The organism is Paenibacillus nuruki (genome assembly GCF_963311185.1).
Lineage (GTDB): Bacteria > Bacillota > Bacilli > Paenibacillales > Paenibacillaceae > Saccharibacillus > Saccharibacillus nuruki.
The window spans coordinates 921,522-945,188 of sequence record NZ_OY725677.1 but is presented as its reverse complement, the minus strand read 5'-3'; the positions used below and the strand labels follow the sequence as shown (position 1 = coordinate 945,188).

General features: G+C 41.0%; 22 protein-coding genes. 2 read left to right on the top strand and 20 right to left on the bottom strand.

The features are described from left to right. Positions 1 to 32: 32 nt before the first annotated feature. The 4 genes from pknB to RCP16_RS04185 form a co-directional block, all read right to left on the bottom strand. Positions 33 to 2,207, bottom strand: coding sequence for a Stk1 family PASTA domain-containing Ser/Thr kinase (pknB, locus tag RCP16_RS04200; protein WP_308641732.1), 2,175 nt, complete (start codon positions 2,205 to 2,207; stop codon positions 33 to 35). Then, positions 2,204 to 2,977, bottom strand: coding sequence for a Stp1/IreP family PP2C-type Ser/Thr phosphatase (locus RCP16_RS04195; protein ID WP_069329043.1), 774 nt, complete (start codon positions 2,975 to 2,977; stop codon positions 2,204 to 2,206). Before RCP16_RS04195 ends, pknB begins: the two co-directional genes overlap by 4 nt. 6 nt (positions 2,978 to 2,983) lie before the next feature. Then, positions 2,984 to 4,030, bottom strand: coding sequence for a dual-specificity RNA methyltransferase RlmN (gene rlmN, locus RCP16_RS04190; RefSeq protein WP_069329042.1), 1,047 nt, complete (start codon positions 4,028 to 4,030; stop codon positions 2,984 to 2,986). A 258-nt stretch (positions 4,031 to 4,288) separates the two neighbouring features. After that, a complete protein-coding gene (locus tag RCP16_RS04185; protein ID WP_083243609.1) occupies positions 4,289 to 4,852 on the bottom strand; it encodes a TetR/AcrR family transcriptional regulator in 564 nt (187 codons plus the stop codon). A gap of 191 nt (positions 4,853 to 5,043) precedes the next feature. Between RCP16_RS04185 and RCP16_RS04180 the strand changes: the two genes are divergently transcribed. Then, positions 5,044 to 5,919 carry an alpha/beta fold hydrolase gene (locus tag RCP16_RS04180; RefSeq protein ID WP_308641731.1) on the top strand — a complete coding sequence of 292 codons (876 nt, stop codon included), beginning with the start codon at positions 5,044 to 5,046 and terminating at the stop codon, positions 5,917 to 5,919. Between the two features lie 85 nt (positions 5,920 to 6,004). Here the strand turns inward: RCP16_RS04180 and rsmB are convergent, their stop codons facing one another. The 11 genes from rsmB to dapF form a co-directional block, all read right to left on the bottom strand. Further along, a complete protein-coding gene (gene rsmB / locus RCP16_RS04175) occupies positions 6,005 to 7,444 on the bottom strand; it encodes a 16S rRNA (cytosine(967)-C(5))-methyltransferase RsmB (protein ID WP_308641730.1) in 1,440 nt (479 codons plus the stop codon). After that, positions 7,441 to 8,391, bottom strand: a complete 951-nt coding sequence (gene fmt, locus RCP16_RS04170) for a methionyl-tRNA formyltransferase (RefSeq protein ID WP_308641729.1) — start codon at positions 8,389 to 8,391, stop codon at positions 7,441 to 7,443. Before fmt ends, rsmB begins: the two co-directional genes overlap by 4 nt. 7 nt (positions 8,392 to 8,398) lie before the next feature. Then, the gene (def, locus tag RCP16_RS04165; RefSeq protein ID WP_137220708.1) at positions 8,399 to 8,878 is read right to left on the bottom strand and encodes a peptide deformylase; all 480 of its coding nucleotides are present in this window, start codon (positions 8,876 to 8,878) and stop codon (positions 8,399 to 8,401) included. Positions 8,879 to 8,943: 65 nt separating this feature from the next. Then, a complete protein-coding gene (gene priA / locus RCP16_RS04160; RefSeq protein ID WP_137220709.1) occupies positions 8,944 to 11,469 on the bottom strand; it encodes a primosomal protein N' in 2,526 nt (841 codons plus the stop codon). Further along, positions 11,466 to 12,695, bottom strand: coding sequence for a bifunctional phosphopantothenoylcysteine decarboxylase/phosphopantothenate--cysteine ligase CoaBC (coaBC, locus tag RCP16_RS04155; protein ID WP_308641728.1), 1,230 nt, complete (start codon positions 12,693 to 12,695; stop codon positions 11,466 to 11,468). The genes priA and coaBC overlap by 4 nt, the downstream gene beginning before the upstream one ends. A 202-nt stretch (positions 12,696 to 12,897) precedes the next feature. Beyond that, positions 12,898 to 13,116, bottom strand: a complete 219-nt coding sequence (gene rpoZ, locus RCP16_RS04150; RefSeq protein ID WP_069329035.1) for a DNA-directed RNA polymerase subunit omega — start codon at positions 13,114 to 13,116, stop codon at positions 12,898 to 12,900. 48 nt (positions 13,117 to 13,164) lie between these two features. Next, positions 13,165 to 13,737, bottom strand: coding sequence for a guanylate kinase (gene gmk, locus RCP16_RS04145; RefSeq protein WP_069329034.1), 573 nt, complete (start codon positions 13,735 to 13,737; stop codon positions 13,165 to 13,167). 67 nt (positions 13,738 to 13,804) lie between these two features. After that, positions 13,805 to 14,065, bottom strand: a complete 261-nt coding sequence (gene remA, locus RCP16_RS04140; protein ID WP_020615370.1) for an extracellular matrix/biofilm regulator RemA — start codon at positions 14,063 to 14,065, stop codon at positions 13,805 to 13,807. 63 nt (positions 14,066 to 14,128) lie between these two features. Continuing rightward, positions 14,129 to 15,025, bottom strand: coding sequence for a YicC/YloC family endoribonuclease (locus RCP16_RS04135; protein WP_137220866.1), 897 nt, complete (start codon positions 15,023 to 15,025; stop codon positions 14,129 to 14,131). Positions 15,026 to 15,057: 32 nt separating this feature from the next. Beyond that, positions 15,058 to 16,950, bottom strand: coding sequence for a bifunctional homocysteine S-methyltransferase/methylenetetrahydrofolate reductase (locus RCP16_RS04130; protein ID WP_069329033.1), 1,893 nt, complete (start codon positions 16,948 to 16,950; stop codon positions 15,058 to 15,060). A 115-nt stretch (positions 16,951 to 17,065) separates the two neighbouring features. Beyond that, the gene (dapF, locus tag RCP16_RS04125) at positions 17,066 to 17,902 is read right to left on the bottom strand and encodes a diaminopimelate epimerase (RefSeq protein WP_308641727.1); all 837 of its coding nucleotides are present in this window, start codon (positions 17,900 to 17,902) and stop codon (positions 17,066 to 17,068) included. A gap of 124 nt (positions 17,903 to 18,026) precedes the next feature. Here dapF and RCP16_RS04120 point away from each other — a divergent pair, with 124 nt between their 5' ends. After that, positions 18,027 to 19,787: an Rqc2 family fibronectin-binding protein gene (locus RCP16_RS04120; protein WP_308641726.1), complete on the top strand. Its 1,761-nt coding sequence runs from the start codon at positions 18,027 to 18,029 to the stop codon at positions 19,785 to 19,787. Positions 19,788 to 19,954: 167 nt separating this feature from the next. Here the strand turns inward: RCP16_RS04120 and RCP16_RS04115 are convergent, their stop codons facing one another. The 5 genes from RCP16_RS04115 to RCP16_RS04095 form a co-directional block, all read right to left on the bottom strand. Then, a complete protein-coding gene (locus tag RCP16_RS04115; protein ID WP_308641725.1) occupies positions 19,955 to 20,842 on the bottom strand; it encodes a PHP domain-containing protein in 888 nt (295 codons plus the stop codon). Between the two features lie 51 nt (positions 20,843 to 20,893). After that, a complete protein-coding gene (locus RCP16_RS04110; protein WP_069329030.1) occupies positions 20,894 to 21,796 on the bottom strand; it encodes a selenium metabolism-associated LysR family transcriptional regulator in 903 nt (300 codons plus the stop codon). Positions 21,797 to 22,003: 207 nt separating this feature from the next. After that, positions 22,004 to 22,441, bottom strand: a complete 438-nt coding sequence (locus RCP16_RS04105; RefSeq protein ID WP_069329029.1) for a hypothetical protein — start codon at positions 22,439 to 22,441, stop codon at positions 22,004 to 22,006. A gap of 393 nt (positions 22,442 to 22,834) precedes the next feature. Continuing rightward, entirely contained in the window at positions 22,835 to 23,083 is a 249-nt protein-coding gene (locus RCP16_RS04100) for a YlbG family protein (RefSeq protein WP_069329121.1), read from the bottom strand. Between the two features lie 82 nt (positions 23,084 to 23,165). After that, complete coding sequence (locus tag RCP16_RS04095; RefSeq protein ID WP_069329028.1) at positions 23,166 to 23,606, bottom strand: YlbF/YmcA family competence regulator; 441 nt, start codon at positions 23,604 to 23,606, stop codon at positions 23,166 to 23,168. Positions 23,607 to 23,667: the final 61 nt, after the last annotated feature.

The following is a 23,667-nucleotide window of genomic DNA, read 5'->3' as shown; positions in this document are numbered from 1 at the left end:
TCTTATGGTTACTGGTTTATACATGATCACTATTACGGTGTACTGGTATCTCCACTATCCGCTGTTCCTTCTTCTGTTGTTGGATCAGTCGTCGCAGTTCCATCTGTAGCTGGATCAGTCGGTGTAGTGCCTTGACCGTCTACTGGTGGATCTACGGCAGGATCATCTGTTCCCGTGCCTGTGCCTGTACTTCCACTATTATCGACCGGTGGAACTTCAACAGGAGCGTCTGGTTCGACTACAGTTTCTTGTACAGTACCTTGCTTCGCTTCGTTATACCCAATCGCGTACGTATCAATAAATTCACCATCACGATAGATTGATACAGCGCCATCTCGATTTGGTCCCAAAACCATATTCACTTTTAGCGATTGACGTGAATTGATTGTTTTGGTTCCCCAATCTTTGTTTTCACCAGTAGCATCGGTATATTTAATATTGATTTTGCTTGATTTGCCTGCTGTAGCTGGCGGAATAGATACGGAGTACGTATAGTCGAATGCTTCTGGCGGATACCCAGAGCTCACCCAGAACGATACTTTACTTCCTTTGCTTAATGAATTACCGGAAGCAGGATTTTGTCGGGTCACTTTACCATTCGCTACAGTATAGCTAGTTTCTTGCCCTACATCGCCTACAGCAAATCCGTTAGAAGATAGTTTGGATTGCGCCTCTGATTGACTCATACCGGTTAGATCAGGTACTGAAGCTGTAGCTGTTCCTTTACTTACAGTCACCGTGACTGTTGTCGTTGCGGGATCAACATCTGCATTCGCTCCTGGAGTCTGATCAAATACGGTTCCACTATCTACATTGTCATTATTTGCATCTATACGTGTTATCTGATCTTCTTTGAATCCTTCAGCAAGTAAAAGTTTACGTGCATCTTCATATGTTTTGGCATTCAGATCAGGCATTTTGGATAACTCTTTTTCAGCGGTAACCGTAATATCAATTATAGCGCCCTCTTTGACCATCGATCCCGCGTCTTTACTCTGGGCGATAACAATACCGGCAGGCTGTCCTTCTTTGTATTCACTTGTAACCTGACCGATTTCCAACCCCTGAGCATCGACTAGCTTCTTGGCGTTATCCTGTGTCTGATTGATCAGATTCGGTACAGCCACATCTGCCACTTCTAAAGTCGAGCGAACATACATCGTCGCAATCGTCATCAGTGCCAGCAAGACGACAACCGCAGAGATCCAGATCGTCGGCTTCACCCATCTACGCTGTTTCTTCGAAGGCGCAGACGAGCGTGACATTTCACGATCAGACTTACGATCATCATCCCCAACAGGAATCGAAGTCGGGCGAATTGCGGATATAACTCGTGTCTGTTCATCATCATCAATCGTAGGGAAATACACTTTGGTTTCACTACGACGTTCTGGTAAAAGACAAGTGTCCAAATCTTGCAACATTTCATGCGCCGAGTTATAACGTTCCGAAGGATTTTTGCGCATAGATTTCAAAATAATATTTTCTACACTTTGCGGAATCAGCGGATTGATCAACCGCGGTTCTTCAAATTCATCTTGTAAATGCTTAAGCGCTACACTAATAGGACTTTCGCCCAGAAAAGGAAGTCGCCCAGTGAGCATTTGATACAATACAATACCTAGTGAGTACAGATCAGACTTCTCGCCTGTAGTCACACCTTTAGCATGTTCAGGTGAAAAGTAATGCACCGAACCGACCACAGAGCCTGTCTGTGTAATCGTTGTAGAGGTAACTGCACGAGCGATACCAAAATCGGTTACTTTGACCCGGCCATTACGTCCAATCAAAATATTATGCGGTTTGATATCACGATGAATAATCTGATTATGATGAGCATGATCTAGTGCATCGCAGATTTGGGAAGCAATTCGTATCGCTTCATCTACAGGCAAAGGCGCACGTTCTTTGATCACTTCATTTAAATTGTAACCTTGTACATATTCCATCACGATATAGTGAATATCGCCTTCTTGTCCGACATCATAGATGCTAACCACATTAGGATGTGATAAGGAAGCCGCCGATTGAGCTTCACGACGAAAACGGCGAATAAATTCTTCATCATATACAAATTGCTGGCGCAAAACTTTGATGGCAACATGACGATTAAGCAGCACATCGCGCGCATTATATACAAGCGCCATACCACCGCCACCGATTTCCTCGATGACTTCATAACGGCCGCCTAGCGTATGTCCGATCATTGTTCCCACCCCTTCGTGCTTAACTCTACTGTAGAGTCATCCATTTCGAACAGGGCAACAGTAATATTATCTTCGCCACCAGCTTCTAGGGCTAATGCTACTAAATGCTTCGCGCGTTCTTCAAGTGCAATACCAGCTAACGCAACGGTCTCGATCTGCTGATTACCAATCATATTGGTTAAGCCATCGCTACATAGTAATAACACTTCGCCAACTTTAAGCTGAATATCGTCAATTTCAACGACAACTTCTGCATCTGTACCCAGCGCACGTGTTAATACATTACGGCGCGGATGAACAGCTGCTTCTTCTTGGGTGATCTGATGATTTTTGAGTAATTCATTGACCAGTGTATGATCTTGCGTTAATAGACGTAATGCTTCTTCGCCTACCAGATAAGCGCGGCTATCACCGATATGACCGATAATGCCGCTATTACCGCGTAGCAATACAGCTACAACAGTCGTTCCCATATTGTGGTAACTGTCGTCCATTTGAGCAGTATGAAAAACAACATTATTCGCATGTAAAATGGCATCATGTAATGCGGCACGACATGCTTCAAGCGATAAGCCCGCTTCTAGCCCTTGCAGATCACCAATAATCGTCTGCACTGCCAGTTGACTTGCTGTATCGCCAGCACGATGTCCGCCCATACCATCAGCAACTATACCTAATGTATATTCCTGTTGAATTGAACCAATCCATACTGAATCTTCATTCACTTGTCGAACGTGTCCCCTATCACTATGTTGCGCTGTTCTAATCAAATGTGATCACCTCGCAGTCGACTCCATGTGTTTCGCTCGTAATTGTCCACAAGCAGCAGCGATATCGTGTCCTTGCTCACGACGGATCGTTACATTCACACCTTTGTCTGATAAAATACGCTGGAATTCAAAAATATCTTTGCGCGGGGTACGCACATAATCACGTTCTGGAACATAGTTAACAGGAATCAAATTGACATGACACATCATTGTTTTGAGAACATCTGCTAATTCTTCTGCATGCTCAGGTTGATCATTAACGCCACCAATCAACGCATATTCAAACGTAATCCGACGACCTGTTTTCTTCAAATAATAACGAAGAGATTCCATCACATCATCAAAAGGAAAACGACGGTTAACCGGCATTAATTTAGAACGTAATTTATCATTCGGTGCATGAATAGAGATCGCTAGATTGATCTGCGTATCTTCATCTGCAAATTTGTAAATATTCGGTACGATTCCACTTGTAGAAACAGTAATATGACGTTGACCGATATTCAATCCTTTTTCATGAATCATAATCCGTAAAAAGGTCATTGTTGCTTCATAATTTTCAAAAGGTTCACCTGAACCCATAATAACGATACTGCTTACCCGTTCATTTGTCTCATCCAAAATCTTCTGTGCTTGAACAACCTGAGCAACAATTTCACCTGCTGTCAGATTACGTTTCAATCCGCCCAGTGTGGATGCACAGAATGTACAACCGATACGGCAACCTACCTGTGTCGTTACACAGATACTATTTCCGTAGTTGTGACGCATAATAACCGTCTCGATCGCATGAGCATCATGCAGACCAAATAAAAACTTAACCGTACCATCTTTAGACTGCATTTTTGTAATCTCATCCAATAGAACAAAAGAAAACTGGTCGTCTAGTTTAGCGCGAAGTTCCTTGGAAAGGTTAGTCATTTCCTCAAACGAAGTCACACGCTTCACATACAGCCAGTCGAAAATTTGTCCTGCACGGAAAGCAGGTTCATTATTTTCTTTTGCCCAGTTCTGTAGATCTTCCAAAGCATAATCATATATAAAAGGTTTCATTACAATTATCACACCTATTCTCAAATTCTTTTCATTTTTTGATACTACTGATTACATGACGGTCAACATTGAATTTCATCCTTACTATTCTAGCATAAAACAATCAAACCCTAAAGAGTCTGTTCATTAAGATATCGTCATATTTATCACAACTTTATTCATTTTACAGATTATAGACTCTTATTTATTTATAAACATAGCAAAAGTTGCTTTATTCAAGGCATATTTCGTTATCCTAAGATATCCAGCCAAGATCCATTACGATAGTTGCTGAATCAGAATTTGTGCTGCTTCACGAGCATGAACAGCTGCCTCTGGCTCTGTTTGTAGCATATAAGTCATTATAGCTCCTTCTACTAACATATATAGAGTGCTAGCTAACATTTGCGATTGTTTAACATTGCACTGTTCTACCAGTGATGCAATATAATCACGTAGATACACTTTATATTGATGAGAAGCTACAAAGTAAGGATGATTATCATCTGAAAATTCCGAAGCTGTTTTGATAAAAGCACAGCCTGTAAAATCTGGCGCTACAAACCATTCTCCTAACACATCATAGACAGCTAGCAAACGATTTTGTGGTGTACCTCCGCGACGATCAACAGAAGATTCGAACCAATCTCTCCACTGTTCATCCTGTCTTTTCAGATAAGACAATACAAGTTCATCTTTGGATGGAAAATGATTATATAACGTCATTTTGGCGACTTTAGATTCGGCGACGACTTGATCGACACCTGTAGCACGAATCCCCTGTTTATTAAAAAGTTCAGAAGCGACTCGCAGAATCTGTTCTTTTTTACTTTTATTAACCATCACATAACCTCTATTCCCAAAAGCTTTTGCAATTGATTATCAATATATACAGACCTGTAAGTTTATATTAAATCGACTCCAATGTAAATACAAATAAAATAGCTTGAAACTATACAGACCTGTATGTATAATTTAAAAAGTGATAGCACCATTACACATTGCAATTCAAAACTAAAACTGAGGTGATCTCTATGAACGTGAAGCATAAATATGCGCTGGTCAATGGTTTAAACATTTTTTATCGAGAAGCAGGTAATCGCAATCATCCCACAATTTTGTTACTACACGGATTCCCATCTTCCTCGCATATGTACCGTAATCTTATGATTCAACTTGCTGATCGTTACCATGTTATTGCTCCTGACTATCCAGGGTTTGGTAACAGCGATCAACCGCCAATGACTGATTTCGAGTATACGTTCGACAGTATTGCTCATCTGATCAACGATTTTGTTGAACAATTAAACTTGGCTAAGTACAGTATCTACGTACATGATTACGGCGCTCCAGTTGGCTATCGTCTAGCCGTTATGCATCCAGAACGTGTTCAAGCGATTATTTCTCAGAATGGTAATGCTTATGAAGTGGGGCTCGAATCTGCATGGGCACCTATCCAAGCTTTTTGGAAAAATCCTAACGATGCTGCGATTCGTCAAGATGTGCTTGACATATTAACAATCGAAGTTACAAAACATCAATATGTAAATGGAACGCGTGACCCTGAATCGATTAGTCCAGACAATTGGAATAACGATCAGATTCATCTGGATCGAGAAGGTAATCAAGAGATTCAACTGGCACTCTATTTTGATTATCAGAACAATCTGAAGCAATATCCAACATGGCATGAATACTTCCGTACTTATCAACCACCTGTTCTTGTCGCGTGGGGTAAAAATGATATGTTTTTTGGAGTCAAAGGAGCCTTAGCGTATATGGATGATCTTGAAGATGTAGATGTTCATTTGTTGAACACAGGGCATTTCCCACTGGAAGAAGATTTAGCGATTAGCATTGATCTGATTCGACACTTTTTAGAGACTCGATTAATCGGTTCATCCTTATAAATATACAGACCTGTCTGTTTAAAAGTGGATTTCTTTTCCAACAAAGAAAGCGCCCAAAAGGCGCTTTCTTTGTATATCATTTATGTTAGTGACTGTTTTTACGTAGTGCTGCAATATAGAATCCATCTGAATGAAAATCTTGCGGTAAAATCTGTACACCTGTTGTAGCATGATTGGTAGTGATCGGTGCAAAAGGAACCACTTCAAACTCTTTATTTTGGTGTAAAAAGGATTCCACAATTGCTTCATTTTCACTACGTTCAATCGTGCATGTACTGTATACCAGAATACCATCTGGTTTGAGCAATGTAGAAATATTCTGCAACAATTGTTGTTGTAACTGTACGATTTCTTTGATATCCGCCATACTTTTATTCCATTTGAGATCAGGTTTACGACGAATAACGCCTAGACCGGAACATGGAGCATCTAACAATATCCGGTCAAAAGAACCCGCAGGATAACGTTCTGCTAGTGTTAAGGCATCACCAACGGTCGTTTCGATAATCGAAAGTTGTAGACGTTCTGCCTGATCGTCGACTAACTGACGCTTATGCTCATGAATATCGTTAGCGATAATATGACCACTGTTCTTCATTTTCTCTGCCAAATGAACACTTTTCCCACCGGGAGCCGCGCAACAATCGAGTACATTCATTCCAGCTTGAACTTGTACCGCTTCTGCCACTAACATCGAACTTTCATCTTGTACCGAAATCAATCCTTCTTGATACCATGATGTTAACGCCATATTACCACCACCATGTACCAGAATACCATCTGGAGATAATGGAGAAATTTCTACCTCGTATCCTTCACTTTGTAGCAATTCCAACATCGCTGTACGAGAAGTACGATGCGTATTTACACGAATACTTACCGATGGAGCTTCATTATTAGAAATACAGATTTGCTCTGCTGTCGCTTCATCATATTGCTTGATCCAACGTGCTACCATCCATTCAGGGAATGAGTGTTGCAATGATATTCTTTTGGCTGCTGACAAATCTTGCGGAATAACTAATTCTTCACGACGACGAATTACATTACGCAAGACACCATTAACCATTCCTGATATACCTTGATGTCCACGACGCTTCGCAATATTAACCGCTTCATTTACAGCCGCATGCGCAGGAATACGATCAAGATAATAGATTTGATAAAAGCTAAACCGTAACAGATTACGTACCCATGGTTGAAGTTTATTTAAGCCTTTAGCTACAAATTGTCCAAGGAAATAATCAATCGTATTCAGACGTGAAATCGTACCGTACACTAGCTCTGTGGCGAGTCCAATATCGGCACGTTCCAGACGAATACGATTGAGCATTTGATTGAGAACAAGATTACTATATGAACCTTCTTCTTCCACAGCAGTAAGTACTTCCAAAGCCACTTCACGAGCTGTTGTAGGACGAACCGATTTGCTTTTGGGATCCGATTTCGTTTTGGTGCTATTTGCTAACGGGCTATCTGCATTCGGTTGACGTTTGGATTTGTTGTTATGATTTTGATTATTCACCCGAGCACCGTACCTTTAGTCATTGACGTTCCGCGTACAAATTCAGACGCTTTGAGCGCCTTTTTACCCGCAGGTTGAATCTCTGTAAGTGTCACTGTGTTATCGCCTGTACGAACAACGATACCTTCTGGAGACAAGTCTAAAACAGTTCCAGGTTTGGCATCGAGTGCAGCACCTGTTAAAGTGACATCGGTATTAGGTTTACTCATTTTCCATACTTTGAATACTTCACCGTTCCATAACGTGAATCCACCGGAAAACGGTACAAGACCACGCACTTGATTATATAATTCACGACTGGTTTTCGACCAATCCAACTGTTCATCTTCACGAGTTAGGTTCGGAGCATAGGTTGATTCATCATCATTTTGCGGTTCTGCGTCAACTTTACCTTCTAACAAACGTGGCAATTCTTGACGAAGAATTGTTGCTCCCGCTTCACTCATTTTGGCAAATAAGGTACCCGATGTATCTTCATCCGTAATCGGAACTTCAATCTTGGAGATCATATCCCCTGTATCAAGTCCCTCTGCCATATACATCAGTGTAATCCCTGTTACTGTCTCACCATTAATAATACACCGCTGAATCGGTGCACCACCACGATATTTAGGCAACAAAGAACCATGAATATTGACACAACCTAGACGAGGAAGATCAAGTACTGCTTTGGGCAAAATCTGTCCAAAAGCAGCCGTTACGATCAAATCAGGTCCATAAGCGGCCAGTTCTGCAATAGATTCTGGATTTCTCATCCGCTGTGGTTGAAGAACAGGAATACCATGTTCTACAGCTGCCGCTTTGACAGGCGTAGGTGTTAATACTTTTTTACGACCTTGAGGACGATCGGGTTGAGTTACGACACAGACTACGTTCATGCCTTCTTCAATCAGAACATTCAAGCTATGCACAGCAAAATCAGGTGTGCCCATAAATGCAATTTTCACGATAGACTTATTCCCCTTCCTCATCTAGCTTACGGTCATAGACACGTTCTGCGATATCCGTAAACAGTACACCATTCAAGTGATCGATCTCATGTTGAAAAGCACGTGCTAATAGATCACGACCTGTGATTGTCACTTCTTCACCATTACGATCTAACCCTTTAACCGTTACTTCCAACGCACGACGAACTTGACCATTTAGACCTGGAATACTCAGACAGCCTTCAGTGCCTAATTGCTCGCCATTGCTTTCTATAATTTCAGGATTAATGAGTTCGATCAATCCGTTATCATCGCCTACATCAACTACAATCAGACGTTTCAAAATCCCAACTTGTGGCGCAGCAAGACCTACACCATCTGCATCATACATCGTGTCCGCCATATCGGTTAACAACTTTTGTACATTGGGTGTAATTTTAGTCACTTCTTTTGCTTTTTTGTGAAGCACGTCATCCGGTTCAGTTACAATAATACGTATAGCCATTCTTTATCCCGTCCTTTATGTCATCTCTCTACTTTTGCGTTGTTACTATTTTGCATAAACCCTTTTTACATTAATACCTGTGGATCGACATCGATACTGATTAATAATTCTTTATCACGTACACTGTCTTGCAATTGTTCTGCCACATGCTCTGCAAGCTTGGCAACGTCCATATCTCCACGCCATTTTATCATACATTGGAATCGGTATCTATTTTTTAAGCGTGGGATTGGCGAAGCGACAGGACCTAATACATCCAGAGCTTCATTTGAAAATCGTTCCAGACTACCTAACCAACCCAATTTAGAGGCTTGATCTTTAATCATCTGTGTATAATTTTCAGCAATTCGTACTAACAAAGCCAACTTCTCATGAGAAAAGGTAATCAGTGCTAGACGGCAATAAGGTGGATACCCTAATGTCTGACGATGCTTTAATTCTTCACGTACAAATGAATGATAATCGTGATGACTGGCATGTATGACCGAATAATGCTCTGGATTATACGTCTGCACAATCACTTCACCCGGTAAATGATGACGACCGGCTCGACCGGCTACCTGTGTAAGTAGTTGGAACGTTTTTTCCGCTGCTCGAAAATCAGGTAAATGTAACGCCGAATCGGCAGCAATAACACCGACTAATGTCACATCTGGAAAATCCAATCCTTTCGCTACCATTTGGGTACCTAACAGTAAATCCGCTTTTTTATCTCGGAATTGATTTAATAATTTCTCATGTGACCCTTTTTGCGTGGTTGTATCGACATCCATCCGTACAACACGAATACCGGGAAATAACTTCGCCAATTCTTCTTCAACACGCTGTGTTCCTGTGCCAAAATAACGAATATGCTCGCTACCACATTCCGGGCATATTTGCGGAGCCGGTTCAGCATGTCCACAGTAGTGACAACGTAGACTGTTCGAGCGCTGATGATAGGTGAGCGAGATATCGCAGTTCGGACATTCAGCTACATATCCACAAGTACGACACATAACAAAAGTAGAATGACCACGTCGATTAAGCAAAAGAACCGTCTGCTGCTTTTTCTCTAGCCGATCTTCTATCGCTTGGTGAAGCGGTCGGCTAAACATCGAGCGGTTGCCTTCTTTCAACTCTTCACGCATATCAATAATCTCTACAGCTGGAAGCTCACTTCCAAGTGCACGTCCATGAATTTCCAATAAGGTTGGCATAAATTCATCATTTGCTTGGGATCTAGCTGCATAATAACTTTCCAATGAAGGGGTAGCTGATCCCAAAATAACCACTGCATTATGCTGATGAGCACGATGAATAGCTACATCACGAGCATGGTACTTCGGACTTTCTTCTTGCTTATACGAAGTCTCATGCTCTTCATCCATAATAATTAAGCCCAGATTAGAAAAAGGAGCAAAAATCGCTGATCGTGCCCCAATAGCAACTTGCGATTTGCCTTCACGGATTTTGCGCCACTCATCATAACGTTCTCCACTAGATAAACGGCTATGCATCACTGCTACACGATCGCCAAATCGACCTTTGAATCGCTCAACCATTTGCGGAGTCAGTGCAATCTCAGGTACCAACATAATCGCTTGTCGATCTTGTTCAATCACACGCTGAATACATTGCAGATACACTTCTGTTTTACCACTACCTGTAATCCCGTGAATTAAATATTCACCTTTTTCCCGCTTGTTAATCCTACTGATGATCGAGTTGTATACCTGTTGCTGTTCATCGGTTAATGTAAATGGAGTAGTAGGTGTAAAGTTACGATCTTGATAAGGATCACGATACACTTCCATATCCATAATAGCGATATATCCTTTGTCAGCTAAAGCTTTCACTGTACTGGCTGTTACGCCAAGCACCGTCATAATTTCTTTCAACGGTACATCGCCGCCTGTATCTGCGATATACGTTAGTACTTCTTGCTGACGTTTGGCTTTGGCAGGAAATTCTTCAATAATCGTACGAATCTCATCTTCTGGCAAATGTAAAGAAACCGTTCGAACAGTTTTCTTTTGCACTTTATCACGTATGCTACGGCTTTCTAATAATATGCCTCGTTGTAACAACGATTTGATAATATGCGCTTGTTCACCAAAACGTCGACTTAACAATTCCATTCGCACTTCTTGTTGCTTTTGAATATGAGAGATAATCTGTTCTTCTTCATCGGTTAATAAAGATGCTGTAGCATCAAAAAGAGAATCTTCGCCTACCCAAGATTCACGTTCAGCCACTCGAATATACCGTTCTGCTTTACCTTTCAAAGCCGCAGGTAACATCGATTGAAGGGCAGTAATGCGGTGACACGCATATTTGGCGCTCATCCATTCAGACAATTCTACTAATTCTTCTGAAAGTGGAGGCACAAGATCAAGTAATTCCTGCAATGCTTTGAGCTTTGCAGCAGGTGTCTCTGATGTTCCACTTAATCCAATAACAAATCCTTGTAATGTACGTGGGCCAAAAGGAACACCGACACGACTCCCTACTTCTAACCATCCTTGCATCGATTCCGGCACAATATAATCAAATGGACGATCTGTGCCCCGGCTAGGTACATCAACAATCACCTGAGCAATAAGCGTCATGAGGTAGACACTCCATTCAGCCGTTTGGCTACTACACTCAACAATTGGATCGCTACGTCATCTTTACTCATCAAAGGCAGATCCATTACTAATCCATCAGCATCATAAATCTGAACTACATTGGTATCTGTACCAAAACCAGCTCCAACTGTAGTGACATCATTAGCGACTAATAGATCACAGTTTTTGCGTTTTAATTTGCCCATAGCATGTTCAGCCACATCATTCGTTTCTGCGGCAAATCCAATCAGAAATTGTCCCTGTTTGCGTTGACCTAAGCTTTCCAAAATATCGACTGTTTTTTCGAGTTCTAATGTAAGCCCCTCGTCTTTTTTCTTCATTTTGGTATCGTATACAGTACGTGGACGATAATCTGCAACAGCTGCTGTTTGAACCATAATATCGGTGCTGTTCCATTCTCCTAATACAGCTTCATACATATCTTGAGCAGACTGAACACGTACAGTCTCGATCCCTTCAGGTAAAGGTACTTGAACCGTCCCTGCGATCAGTCGTACCGATGCACCCATATCACGAGCCGCTTTAGCAATGGCAATCCCCATTTTGCCGGAAGAATCATTCGTAATAAAGCGAACAGGATCAATCCGTTCCACGGTTGCACCTGCGGTGACTGTTACTTTTTTGCCTGCTAATGCTTGACTTAACTGATTACGATGAGCCTGAGCTTGAAAAAAGTCTTGTACTACTCTAATAATCGTCTCCGGTTCTTCCAAACGTCCTTTGCCAACATAACCACAAGCAAGCATTCCACTTCTAGGCTCGATCATTAGCACACCTCTACTAACCAGTGTATTCATATTCTGCACCACGGCTGGATGCTGGTACATGTGTACATTCATTGCTGGAGCTACCATGATTGGAGCCATCGTTGCAAGCAAAGTTGAAGAAAGCATATCATCTGCTAGTCCATGAGCCATTTTAGCTATTGTATTTGCTGTGGCTGGAGCAATTAATACCAGATCGGCTAGATCGGCTAGATTAATATGCGTGACTACTTCTGGATCACGTTCGTCAAATGTATCTATATGAACCGGGTTACGAGAGAGCGTCTGTAGGGTAAGTTCGGTAATAAATTTGGAAGCTGAATGTGTCATAATAACATGTACATCTGCTCCTTGTTTTACCAATCCGCTACATAACGCTGCCGCTTTGTAAGCAGCGATTCCGCCAGTAATCCCTAGCACAATCTTTTTACCTTGCAGCATCTCTATCTCCCCGCTTTCGTTTAGTTTGAGCAATTATTCATCCCTTTATTATACCGCTTTTTGTAGTAAAAAGGGAATAACAGTGATCATTTCGAGAACTTTTCAAAAAAAATAACAACCTTTCGGTTGTTAGCAAGTGGCGCCGGGGACCGTATTTAATTATACATTAGATAGCGGACCCCTTTACCTAGACCCTTACTTCTTACTCGTCGTCATACTCTGTTTCTGTTCTGCGTTCAATGCGAAGAATATCGTTATAGATTTCTTCTAATGCAATACCTACATATTTGCTCGCATGAGCATCTTTCAATTCACTAGTGCTACCTTCGCGCAATTGTCTTGCACGACGGGAAGCTGCAACAACAAGAGAGTACTTACTGTCGACTTTAGTCATCATTTCATCAATAGAAGGATATAACATTAGATACACACACCTCTTCGTGTTCTGCGAAATAAACTTCCGCAGGACTTATTTTGTAATCTTACAATGTTCTGCGACAATAATACTCTGGATTCGCATACATGCTAGATCAATTTCATCATTGACTACAGAGTAATCATAATGCTTCATCAATTCCAACTCGTCAGCAGCTACCGTCATCCGATTCATAATCGTATCTACGGTTTCAGTTCCACGCCCATGCAGACGTTGTTCCAATTCTTCAAACGAAGGTGGAGTCAAAAAAATAAATACGCCTTCTGGAAACTTCTCCATGACTTTCAAAGCACCTTGTACTTCGATTTCAAGGAAAATATCGTTACCCGCATTCAGCGTATCTTCTACAAAATCACGTGGAGTGCCATAGAAATTACCTACATACTCCGCATGTTCCAGCAATCGATCATTTTGGATCATTGACTGGAATTGTTCATGACTTTTGAAAAAGTAATTCACTCCGTCCACTTCACCTGCACGAGGCTGACGAGTGGTTGCAGATACAGAATAGATCAACTCAGGCATGCGCGTCCGAAGAGCACTGCATACCGTCCCTTTACCGACACCAGACGGGCCGGATAACACAAATAATAATCCTTTAGACATGGTACACTCCATTTTAGGCTGTTGCGTCTTCCGGTCTGTACTGGATTGATCAACAGCCTCTTTTTGTTTATTCGTCGTGATCATCATCTTTGGTAGATAGACGATGTGCTACGGTTTCCGGTTGCACTGCGGAAAGAATCACATGATCGCTATCTGTAATGATAACAGCACGAGTACGACGACCATATGTGGCATCAATGAGCATATGACGATCGCGTGCTTCCTGAATAATTCTTTTGATTGGTGCAGACTCAGGGCTTACTATAGAAATAATCCGATTAGCGGATACAATATTTCCGAAGCCAATATTGATAAGTTTGATGGCCATCTTCAGGTTTTTCCCCCTATACATTTGACTCATTTACGCCGAAATGAGGTCGCTGACTTGCATTCATTCCAAATTTGCAGCTTGTTCACGGATTTTTTCCAGTTCCGCTTTCATCTCAACCACATGATTAGTCAGAGCCAGATGATTTGCTTTGGAACCAATTGTATTCACTTCTCTATTCATTTCTTGAATCAAAAAATCAAGTCTACGCCCTATTGCATCATTACTTTCGAGCAATAACCTGCACTGCTGAAAATGACTATTCAAACGTGTCAATTCTTCATCAATATTTGAACGATCTGCAAATACGGCGATCTCCATGCTAATTCTGGAATCATCCCAATGATAACTTCCATCCTGAAGTTCAGATAATCGCTGTACCAGACGTACACGATGTTCTTCTACTACAGTAGGTGCTAATTCACACATCTTCCGATAATGCTGCTCTAGTAAATTCAGACGCTCCCGCAAATCGTTAGCTAAATGAATCCCTTCTCGTGCACGCATTTCCAGTAAATTATGAAGTGCTTCTTGTAGCCCCTGACCAAGAATCTGTTGCCACTGTGCTTGTCCTTCTTCATCTGCCAATTCTGAAGGTTGCTCAGTCGTCATTACTCCCGGTAATGCAAGCAATTGGTTAATATCCAACGTTCCATTCATACCATAACGCTCTGTTAGCTCTTGACCTGCTTGTAAATAAGACTGGACATTCGCATGGTTGAGCTTCAGAGACGGAACTTGCCCTGTATCTTGCTCTTTGTTCATAAATACATCTATCCGTCCACGCTTGATCGCATCTTGAATCAGTCGTTTGAGACTGTCCTCCATTTGACCCCATTCGCGTGGTATACGCATCACGATTTCGCAATAACGATGATTGACGGATTTGACTTCAATCTGGACTTTGTAGCCGCCAAATTGCACGGCGGACTGACCGTATCCGGTCATACTGAATGACATCGGCATCACATCCGTTATCCTATTGTAATTGATTATCTAGTGTGAAACAAGGGGTTTGGACGGCGCTTTGCTTTTGTCCATATATATTCAGTTAGCTGTACGCTCATATCATAAAACATAAACGGAGTCATAATATATATTCCATTAAAATGTTCCATAGCGACATCCAGCAGTTCTTTAGCGATCACTACGCCTGTAGCTCTGCCTTCTTCACCTTCGAGCCCAGCCATTCGTCCACGTACTTCATCCGATAATTGGATACCCGGAACTTCATTATGAAGATATTCAGCATTACGACCGCTCGCAAGTGGCATAATGCCGATAAAAATAGGAATATCCAAATGTTTGGTCGCTTCGCGAATATCAGCAATCAACTGCACATCGTAGACAGGCTGAGTCATGATATAATCAGCACCGGCAGCAATTTTCTTTTCCAGACGAACGACTGCTTTGTCGAGATGTTTTACATTCGGGTTAAAGGCTGCCCCTACAACGAACTTGGCACGTTGTTTGAGTGGTTTACCTGAGAAAGCAATGCCTTCATTCAATTGCTTGATCATTTTGATCATATCAAATGAAGTCATATCGTAGACCGAACTTGCTCCTGGCAGATCACCAAATTTAGACGGATCACCTGTTACCGCTAGAACATGATCAATACCCAATGCATCGAATCCCATCATATGCGATTGACTACCAATCATATTGCGATCACGACAAGCAATATGGATCAAAGGGCGAATACCCGCTTCACGTTGCACAATATGTCCAAGTGCCATATTACTCATTCGAGTAACTGCTAGCGAATTGTCTGCTAGAGTTAATGCATCCACTCCTGCTTCTTTAAGCGCAGCTGCTCCTTTGAGAAAGCGAGTGATATCCAGATCACGAGGCGGATCCAGTTCAACGATAACGGTTGGACGTTCGCGCACCAGATCAACCAGTGTTGGCGGTACATCTTCCCCATTACGATCACTTTCATCCATAATTGCATTTTCTATGGTTACACTGATCTGTGGAGTAGGTTTTTGTACATTTGAAAAGTCTAATGTCTCCGGTGTATATCCTTCTAGTGCTCTTGCGATTGCAGCGATATGTTCAGGTGTAGTTCCACAACATCCACCGATCACTCTGGCACCTAACTCGGCAAATCGAACACTCCGTTGACCAAAATAAGCCGGGCTTGCTCCATAACGATATTCACCATCAACGTAATCAGCGACACCAGCATCTGGATAAACAGATAACGGTAACGATACTTTTCCTTGAATCGCTTCAAGTGCATGTAGTGTTCCATTAGGACCCACACGGCAATTAAGACCAACCATATCTGCTCCTGCATCCGTCAACAAAGCAAACGCATCTGGCAAAGCAAATCCATCTAACGTCCGAATCGCATCTTCTACTGTTAATTGGCACATGACAGGAATATCAGTAAGTTTGCGTACCTGCCGTAAAGCAATCGCAAGTTCTTCCACTTCAAAAAACGTTTCTAACAAAATTCCATCTACACCTTCATCTAATAACGAAGATACTTGTTGTCTAAAATATTGGCGTAATTCAGACCTCGGAATATTGGTACGTTTACCATTGCGAATCGCTCCGACTGAACCAACGACATAAGCTTGATCCCCAGCTGCTGCCCGGGCAATACGTACCCCTGCGCGATTAATTTCATCGACTTTATCTTCAAGCCCATATTTAGATAATCGGTCATAATTAGCAGAAAATGTATTGGTCTCAATCATTTGAGCACCTGCATTAACATATTGACGATGTACATCTTCTATAATATGTGGACGAATCAAATTAAGTTCTTCATAAGAGATCCCTACTGGAAATCCTAATTGATATAAATAGGTTCCCATCGCTCCATCACCTATAATCACGCTATCTGTCCATTTGGAACGCAAATCTGGCTTCATTGTATAGTCCACCCCACTGGATTCATTTACGTTCTAATGTAGCACAAAAACAAGAGCTATAAGACGTTCAAACGGTGATATAGCTAAATTATATAACCAGACTGTTTGTAAGCTGTTATTCGGTTGTTTCTCCTGTATAGACCGTAGCCGCAGAACCAGTCATATAGACTTTGTTACTGGACTCATCCCACTCGATATATAAGTCTCCACCTTTAAGAGATACATATCCACTACGATCTGAATATCCATTAAGCACCGAAGAAACTAATGTTGCACAAGCACCTGTTCCACAAGCCAGTGTTGGCCCTGCTCCACGTTCCCATACACGCATATCCATACGATCACGACTTTGTACAGTTGTAAATTCTACATTGACTTTGCGTGGAAATAACGGATGATTTTCAAGCAGTGGCCCCCATTTATTCAGATCAATATTCACTGCATCATCAACATAAATAACACAGTGAGGATTACCCATTGATACTGCTGTAAAATGGAAAACCTGTCCTTCCACTTCAATCTCTTGATTCATCACAGGATTACCTTCTACTGCCACTGGAATTAAAGTGCTATCCAGAATGGGTGCTCCCATATCGACACGAACGGTATGAGCAACGCCATCTTCGGCTTGAACTGTTACCGACTGAACACCTGCACCCATCGTTTCTATTGTAATTTCAGTATGCGGCGTTAGACCGCGATCATATACATATTTGGCAACACAACGAATCGCATTTCCACATTGTTCTGCTTCTGATCCATCTGAATTAATAATACGCATCATAAAGTCTGCATTGGCGGACGGCAAAATATAGACTAAACCATCTGCACCGATACCAAAGTAACGATTGCAATGCTTAATCGCCAATTCTGCTACATTTGCTGGCAATGATGGCTCTCCATAAACAACGATAAAATCGTTGCCCAGACCATTCATTTTGGTAAATTCCATCTCAATCCTCTCCTCCGAAAAACACATTCTATTGGGTAAGCATACATGATGGCACTATAAATTGCTATGGGTTTGTGGCATGATAGAAGATGATTATGATAGTAAGAATAGGAGAATATTAGATATGGCATTAGATGGCATTGTTACCCGTGCGATTGTTCATGAGCTTCAGTCTCTACAAGGCGCACGTATTAATAAAATTCACCAACCGACAGGTAATGATATTGTTTTTCAGATTCGTGCACAGCGTGGGAATCGCAAATTAATTCTAAGTGTGAACCCTACTTATCCACGTGTTCAATTTACCGAACAATCATTTATGAATCCGCAAGAAGCACCGATGTTCTGTATGTTACTCCGCAAACATTGTGAAGGCGCAATTATAGAATCCATTGAGCAAGTAGGTATGGAACGTGTCATTCATTTCAATGTGCGTCAACGTGATGAATTAGGCGATGTTTCATTCAAACGGTTAATTATCGAAATCATGGGTCGTCATAGTAATATGATTGTAATCGATCCGGCAACCAATACGATATTAGACGGAATTCATCATATTACACCCGCTATTAGTAGCTACCGTGTCATCATGCCTGGATTCAGCTATGTAGAACCGCCAGATCAGCACAAATTGAATCCGTTAGAAACAGGCGAACAACAGTTTATGGAACTGCATCGTGAAAATATTGATCCGCCTGCTCGTTTTATTTTGAATACGTTTAGCGGTCTAAGCCCTTTGATTGCTGAAGAAATTGTATATCGTGCTCAGCAAGCTGATGTGAGTGCTAATGGAGCAAATGAAAATCCGTATCCAGATGTACAGTATATCTGGCAAGCTTTTTCTACTTTAATGGAGCAAGTATCCAAAGGAGAATTCGCTCCTGTCAGTGGTCTGAATGCTCAAGGTAAAATCGTATTTTCAGCAGTGCCCTTGACTCTGATTCAAGAGGAAGAAAAGCATTACGATTCGATCAGTCAATGTATCGAGGCTTATTATGGTGACAAAGCAGAACGTGATACCGTAAAGCAGAAGACAAGTGATCTATTACGTTTTCTTCAAAATGAGCGTAGCAAAAATATTAAAAAATTAGACAATCTACAAAAAGATATTCAAGAAGCTGAAGGTGCTGAAAAATTCCGTATCCAGGGTGAATTGTTATTCGCTTCACTACATGAACTAAAACGTGGCGATAAACAGATCGAATTGATTAACTTCTATGATGAAGAACAGCGTCCAATTACGATCACTCTTGATCCGCAATTGACACCCTCTGATAATGCACAGCGTTATTTCAAACGGTATAACAAATACAAAAACAGTCTAGCGGTTATCGATCAACAATTAATCAAAACACATGCTGAAATTCAGTATTTGGATTCGTTGCTACAACAATTAGGCAGTGCTTCTTTGCAAGATATTGACGAGATTCGTGAAGAATTGGCGGAGCAAGGATATGTACGTAATCGTAATAAACGTGCCAAAAAGAAACGTAAAGACAATCGTCCGACTCTTCATGTCTATACGTCTAGCGAAGGTATCGAAATGTATGTAGGTAAAAACAATTTACAAAATGATTATATTACCAACAAATTAGCTCACTCCAATGACACATGGTTGCATACCAAAGATATTCCTGGTTCTCATGTGGTTATCCGTAGTCAACAATTTGGTGAAGCTACATTAGCAGAAGCTGCACAGCTTGCCGCTTATTTTAGCCAGGCTAAAGAATCCAGTAGTGTGCCTGTCGATTACACATTGATTCGTCATGTGCGTAAGCCCAGCGGAGCGAAGCCTGGATTTGTCATCTATGAGCAACAGACTACTTTGTTTATCACTCCGGAAGAAGATGTCGTTAAAAGTTTGGAAAGTTCGATCAAATCTTAATCCGTATGTTTTAATGATATTTTAGAACTATCCAATATTGCTTTTGCGATGATGATTTACAAATAAAGAACGGCTTGAATCACCTTTGTTACAGGTGATCTTCAAGCCGTTCTTTTTCTTATCATTTTTCTTATGATGCAGAAATATTCCATTTGATTACGTTGTGATTATTCTGCTGTAATGCCTGTCTCGATCGCTGTCTGTAATTGACGCAATTGAACTAATGTAGACATCGGTACATTTTTACCGCCTAATGGGCCATGAAATACTTTGCCTTGGCGCTCCCCATGATAATCAGATCCACCTGTGACAATCAGATCACGACGTTGTGCAATTTCCAAATAGCGTTGTTCATCTTCAGGTGAATGATCGGAATGATATACTTCCAAGCCTGCTATCGAACTGTGATCCAGAATACGCTCCACTAATGTATCATCACCATAAATACCCGGATGAGCCATTACAGGAACTCCATTGGCTTCACGAATCCATACTGCCGCATCAGCAGCAGTAATACGTGGGGGTGAAACATAAGCGGCTGCACCTTCTGCTAAGTACTTGTTAAACGCATCTTTCATATCGGTTGCATATCCTTTGGCAACTAATACATCAGCCATGTGCGGACGACCAATACTTTCGTCAGGCATTAATTCTCTGCCTAACTGTTCAATCACTTCTTCCATTGTAATCTCCACGCCAAGGTCACGTAAGTTTTGCAAAATCTGTACATTACGATGATCACGAACTTCACGCAATTGTTGCAGACGCTCTAATAATATAGGATCTTCTGTATTCAGATAATATCCTAGAATATGAATATCTTTGTTAGCTTCTCTTGTACTAATTTCCACACCGGCAATCACTTCAATATCATATAGCTTGCCTGCTTCGATTGCTTCAGCTACACCTGCAACAGTATCATGATCTGTGACAGCGATCGCACCTAGTCCTGCTTCTACAGCCAATTTCACGTTTTGCGATGGGGTATTCATCCCATCAGATGCCTGACTATGTGTATGCAAATCTGCATAACGTTCTTCTGAAGACATATCCATATCTTATTCACTCCTCTTCTATTCCTTTATATATTGATTACACTTTCCTATTCAGACCCACTCATACTCTTGCACAAATTGTAAAAAAGTCACTGCTGGAATGGTTAGCAATGTCGATTTGAGATGAATCGAGTAAAATTGCCGTTGAAAGGAGACCCCTTCAATCGTTAGTACTTTCAGTAACCCTAATGCTACTTCATGCTTTACGGATGATGGGGATAAAATTGTAATGCCTAATCCTGCTTCTACAGCAGATTTAACAGCGCCTGTACTTCCAAGTTCCATGACAGTCTGAATTTGAGAGAGATCGACATGATGTCTAATCAATTCTTCTTCCATTACCTGTCGTGTACCTGATCCTTTTTCCCGTAATACAAAAGGATACGTTAGCATATCGGATAACTGTACTATCTCCTGCGTGGCTAAAGGATGATTACCTGGCACAATAAGCTTTAGTTCATCTTGCATCACAGGCTTAATTGTCATATCAGGATGTTCAACAGGAGCTTCGATTAGACCAAAATCCAATTGATTACGACTGATCTCATCTAAAATCTGAGTCGTATTCATCACTTTAAGCATCACCTTCATATGTGGATATCGTTGCCCTAGTGGACCTAATAGACGTGGTAATACATATTCGCCAATCGTATTACTTGCCCCTAATACCAATCGCCCTGCTAATGTATCTGTAAAGCGTGACATGACCGCATCTGTTTCTCGCATCAAATGGATACCTTGAGAAGCAAATGGCATCAAAGCATGCCCTGCTTCAGACAATTCAATTTTTTTAGTTGTACGGTGAAATAATTTCGTGCCAAAATGATCTTCCAACGACTGAACTTGCATCGTTACCGCAGGCTGAGTCATATGAAGCGCTTGGGCTGCTGCTGAAAAACTTCCTCGTTCAGCAACTGTATAAAAAATATGCAATTGATGAAAATTAAATGCCACTACCGTTTCCCCTCCTTGCTATGTATATAGTGTACCATTTTCAAATAAGCATACAAAAAAGAAGCTTGCTTGAATAGCAGCTTCTTCTCAAAGTATACAGACTCTATTTATAGTGGATTGGATATTCATTGCATGATTACGCAAATGGCTATAATGGGTTCATAACATCCATTAAGGTAGGTTTATCATGAATGAAGTTTATCATCCTTATTTACGTTTACGACTGTTTTTGATCAATGTCATACGGCGAGAGTGTCTTAACCAAGAATAGTAAGATTTAAGATCGCGCAGTTCAATCGTTTCGGACATTTTACCCAAAAATGTAACGATAATCATTTTGTGCAGTGGATTACCTGTAAGATCGTATTCACCCGGCAGATCAGCAAATTCAGCGACAACAACAAGGTCTTCATCGATCAAATATACATCTTCTTCTTTACGGTAATAAGATATAATCCGATTTTGTTTAAGTGTTTCCCACATGAAGGAAGCGATCTCTTCTGGCTTGGTTTGAGCTTTGGCAATACGGTCATTATAACGACTGATCGCATGATTCGTGATCACAATATCAGCTACCTTTTTCTCGCCCAATTCTACGTGAAAAGGTTCGTACGTGCTCCAGCGTTCCATTACTTTATCTCTCATTAACTATTCACTCCCCATTCTGTATGGGTCTTTCCGTCTAAGTATTTATACCTATTAAGATATATATATCGTTCGCCCTACACAAGACGAAAAAGCTACCATTTTTAACGTTTTTTACTAAATATTTGACATTTTTAAAGTCATTTCATGTTATTAATTTATTTGTCTTTGTTATCTTACAGTTCTGTAGTCCCACTAAATATTATATCGACAGCTAGTCACGTTTCTTTAACCCATAAATGATAATTCTTCAAAATTATCGTAAATAATACTTATTAAATACCTTTAACCACTCATAAATGAAACCGTTTGCTGCAAATTAAATATAAAAAAGCGACCATTTAAGGTCGCTTTTTGTTTATTGCTAAAGGTAATCATTCCCAAAGGGATTAATTAAATACCGTAAAATTGAGTCTGATCCGGTACTGCTTTGGTGTATTCGGTCTTAATTTCATTACGATAAGAACGTTCAACTTTACGTACATAAGAAAGACGACGGATATTTTTGAGTGTTTCTTCGGCTTTTTCAGTGTACAGATACATAACCACATAATGCATGCGACGTGAAATATAATGAACACAGCCATATTTTTCAAGATTGCGCGCTGCTTTGACATCGTTGACCCAGATAATATAACCGATACGTTCAGGTAGAGCTAACCCTTGTTCCTCTTGTTCTGGAACTTGTTCTTGCTGGACTTGAACTTGTTCTTGTTGCTCATTCTCAACTGCATCCACATGATCCTCCACTACCACATCCGCCTCCTTTCGGTAAAGGGTTGTTACTTGGAACTTTAATACTTTCAGAAACGGAATGTGCAATCAGTTCTGACATTTCGTATAACATTTGATCCAAATTATTTTCAGCGTCTTTGAAGCGCCATACCGCTTCAATTTGTTCCATTTCCCGTTGAACCGCTTCCACCTGTTCTTTGGCTTCATGGAAGTTTGGATGGAAATGACCGAACCGCTGTGTTTCTTCAAATAATTCTTTTTTACTGTTGAGCTTGTGCATCAAGCTTATAACGTCCGGGTGAGCCAGCATACGCTCTTCCCAATATAGGTAATTCGCGACTTCGATAGAATTGTTGATCATATCGCCTAATTCATAGGCGTTTGTCAAGACTTCGGCCATATCGACCGTCCTAATCTCGGTTACGCTCATGAAATTCATCTCGTTTCTGTATATAAAGTGGACAACTATCTTCTTAGTTGTCTCTATTATC